Annotated in this window: 2 protein-coding genes; both read right to left on the bottom strand. The window is 30.8% G+C overall.

What is annotated here, in order from left to right; translation table 11 throughout:
* A partial coding sequence (locus ACRC28_RS09435; protein WP_438543199.1) for an alanine/glycine:cation symporter family protein occupies window positions 1-962 on the bottom strand: 962 nt, incomplete at its 3' end.
* A 252-nt stretch (window positions 963-1,214) separates the two neighbouring features.
* Window positions 1,215-3,815, bottom strand: coding sequence for a transglycosylase domain-containing protein (locus tag ACRC28_RS09440; protein WP_438543200.1), 2,601 nt, complete (start codon window positions 3,813-3,815; stop codon window positions 1,215-1,217).
* Between the last annotated feature and the right edge of the window lie 279 nt (window positions 3,816-4,094).

Here is a 4,094-nt window from a genome sequence, read left to right on the forward strand (position 1 = left end):
CCAGATAAAAGAATAATAAATGCAGTACAACTACAAATTATTATAGTATCTGTGAAAACACCCAATGTTTGGATAAGACCTTGTTTAACAGGATGGGAAACGGTAGCAGTAGCGGCAGCATTTGGAGCACTTCCCATACCAGCTTCATTAGAGAATAAACCACGTTTAACTCCAATTAGAATAATTCCACCAAGAGTTCCACCAGCAAACTGTTTCATTCCAAAAGCACTTTGGAATATAAGTGATATAGTTGATGGTAATTTATCAAAGTTCATAAATATAACAAATAAAGCTACTAAAATATAAGCTATTGCCATGATAGGCACTAAAATTTCAGAAACCTTAGCTATTCTTTGAACACCACCAAAAATAACAAAAAGAGTTAAGATCGATAAAACACTTGCAATTAAAACTGGACTTAGATTGAATGCTTCATTAAAGGAAGCGGTAATTGTATTAGCTTGAACTGCGTTAAATACTAAACCAAATGAAATTGTTATAAGAATTGAAAAAAATACACCAAGCCATCTTTTTTTCAAACCTTTTTCTATGTAGTAGGCAGGTCCACCTTTAAAAGAACCATCACTATTTTTTTCTTTATAGATTTGGGCTAGTGTTGATTCTATAAAGCTTGAAGCTGAACCAAGTAAAGCAATAAGCCACATCCAAAATATAGCGCCAGGTCCACCAACAGAAATTGCAATTGCAATACCAGCTAAATTACCAGTCCCAACTCTAGAAGCGGTACTAATACAAAAGGCTTGGAAAGAAGAAATATTTCCTTTCTCTTTTTTTGCACCAAACCCATCTGATAAAAGTCTAAACATTTCCTTTATAAATCTGAATTGAACAAAATTGGTTTTAATAGAAAAATATAAACCTAAAGCTAAAAGTAATGCAATAAGAATATAAGTCCATATAAAATCATTTAAGCTAACGATTAAAGAATTTAAAGTATCCATAATAAAACATCCCCCTAATAATATAATTTATATTAAGTTTATATGAATAACTAGAAAAATGCAAGAAAAAAATAAAAAAATTCATTTTAAGATTAAAAAATATATAAAAAGCGATAAAAATAAAGAAAAAATGAAATTTTTAAAAAATAAAAATTCAAAAATAAGTGATGAAATAAGAGTTTTTAGAAAAAATTAAATTAAAATAAAAAAAGAAGGCTACATAGTGTAACCTTCTTTGTAAATAACTACTATTTAAGCTGCGATTTTTGGTTTTCCATGTCGACCTATAATAGCATCACCAGAAACTGGTGGTTTAGGTGGGTCAACTGGTTTAGGTGGATCCACAGGAGGTGTAGGTGGTTTAGGTGGATCCACAGGAGGCGTAGGTGGTTTAGGCTCATCAGGTTTAGTTGTTTCATCTTCATCCTGATCTTCTAAATCATCAGCCTCATCTTCAGTTTCAGGCTCTGGCTTTGAATTGTCAGAACTTGTTGGAACTGCAAATTTGCTGTCAGCAGCATTTGAATTTGGGTAATCTTTTTTTATAAATACTTTTGATACTTTTAAAGCTTCAGGAGTATTTTCATTAGCTAAAAGATTATTATTTTTGTTAACAACAACTTCAACATGGGTTTCACAATAACCAGTAGGTTGAGTTCCTGATATAAATAGTTCACTTCTGATTCTATTTCCTCGAGGATCACGCTTACATAATGCAGTAGGCAATTTACCAGAGTCAATACATATAGAAGTAGAAACTATACCATTAGGTTTTTTAATATCAGTTGTACTAAGTCCATTATGAGCAGGCTTCATAATTTTCCCCCAAAGAGTAGCTGCAGTTCTACCAGAACCACCACCTTGTATTGATTTTTGATTATCATACCCAACCCACACAGCTGCACTGTAGTGAGGAGTTAATCCTGCAAACCAGTAATCTTTATTGTTACTTGTAGTACCAGTTTTACCTGATACAGGCATAGCACCAAATTTAGCAGAACCACCATTGTAATTTAATGGTTCTTTTAACATGTCATAAAGAATATATGCAGTTTGTGGAGAGAAAACATTAGTTTTTGTAGTGTTAGATTCTAAAATAACATTTCCATCTCTATCTAAAACTTTAGTATAGAATTTAGGATCAGTGTACACACCACCATTTCCAAAAACCCCATAAGCAGCAGCCACTTTAAAGGTATTTCCACCGTCAGATCCATTTGCATTATCAAATTGACCTAATCCAACTGTACTTATTCCTTGTGAGTTTTTATTGAAAACTAATCCAAGTTGTTCACCATATTTAACTCCAGTTTTAGCACCAACTTCGTTAGCAGTTAATGCTGAACCTATATTGCTTGAATATTTTAAGGATTCTCTTAGAGTAAGTAGTCCTTTATATGAGTTTGGTGAATTACTACCTGCATATACTTTTTTAGTAGCAGGTGTTTGAGCATCATCAATTACAGAACCTGCAGTCATTACTTTTTGATCAATAGCAGGACCATATGAAGTTAATGGTTTTATAGCAGAACCAACAGACCTTAAAGCTGAATAAGCTCTATTAGTAGACATAGCAGGTTGCTTTCCACGCCCACCAACCATAGCAACTACCTGATTAGATTTAAAATCGTAGATAGTAGCAGAACTTTGAAGCTTATAAACACCGTCTTTATCTTTTTCACTAGCACCAGCTATATTATAGTTATTTGGATCATCCATTATTTTTTGTACTTGGTCTTGAAGTTTTACATCTAATGGAGTATAAATTTTTAGGCCACCAGTAGCTAATAAATTATTAACTTCTTCATCAGTACATTTTAATTTAGATTTTAAATCTTTTTTTACTTGATCTAAAGTAGCAGTTACATATGATTCATATTTAACTGTATGAGTATTAGTTGATCTTTTAAATTTAAGCTTTCCAGAGTCCAATGCTTTAATAGAGTCATTATATTCCTTTTCAGTTATATAATTATGCTCCTTCATTTTAGATAAAACAGTTTTTGTTCTGTTTATATACTTTGAAGGATCTTTTATATTGTTAGGATTATGAGCATTATATGTGTGAGTTGCTTGTGTAACTCCAGCTAAATAAGCACATTCTATTAAAGAAAGATTTTTTGCCTTTTTATTAAAGTAATATTTAGCACCTGCTTCAGCACCATAAGAAGTTCCACCTACAGGGAAATTATTAAGGTAAGCAGTTAAAATTTCATCTTTAGACAATTGTTTTTCAAGTTGAAGAGCTAAATATATTTCTTTTATTTTTCTGTCGATGCTTCTTTCATTAGTAAGATAAGTATTCTTGATTAATTGTTGAGTTATAGTAGATGCACCTTGCATGCCACCTTTTCCTGTAATTACATATTTAACATCATATAAAAGTGCACCAGCAATTCTTTTTACATCTATACCGCTATGTTCATAGAATCTTTCATCTTCAATAGAAACGATTGCATCTTTTAAATTTTGAGGAATCTCTTTTGAGAGAAGCTCAGTTTTAAGTGTTTCAGAAGTTGGTGGTATATCAATAGGGGTATTTTCCTTTTCACTTATTACCTGTGCGGCTTGACTACCATTTGTTATTTTATCTACGTCTAGCTCAGGAGTTGCTTTAATTATTGCAAAAACATAGCCAATTCCTACAACACATACAGATAAAAATAAAAGTAATAATGATAAAAGTGAGTATTTTAAAATTTTCTTAGCCTTAGATTTTTTAGTTATATCTTTAGATTTTTTCTTTTTTCCCCCGTTTAAACCGTCATTTTTTTTATTAAGATTTACACCTCTGTTTGAAGAGGTAGAATTCTTAGAAGGTTTATTATTTTTTGAGATATTATCTTTTGCCATCTGTCCCTCCTAGTCTTAAAATATTAAAAATAAAATAATATTCTTTACAATTATAACATAATTATATTATTAGGAAAACTATAGAGGAATAAATAAAGGTGATTATTTATGCGATATTATACAAAAAAGAAGAAAAAGAAAAAATTTAGAGTGTGGTTTATATTTATATTACTCTTTTTATTTTTAACGAATATGTTCATAGTTTTTTTTGATAAGAAGGTGATGCCAACAGTACTAGAACTTGCAAAAGCGACTATGAAAAATAAAATAGTACGTATA

The sequence above is a fragment of the Clostridium sp. genome, from assembly GCF_051650885.1.
Taxonomy (GTDB): domain Bacteria; phylum Bacillota; class Clostridia; order Clostridiales; family Clostridiaceae; genus Clostridium.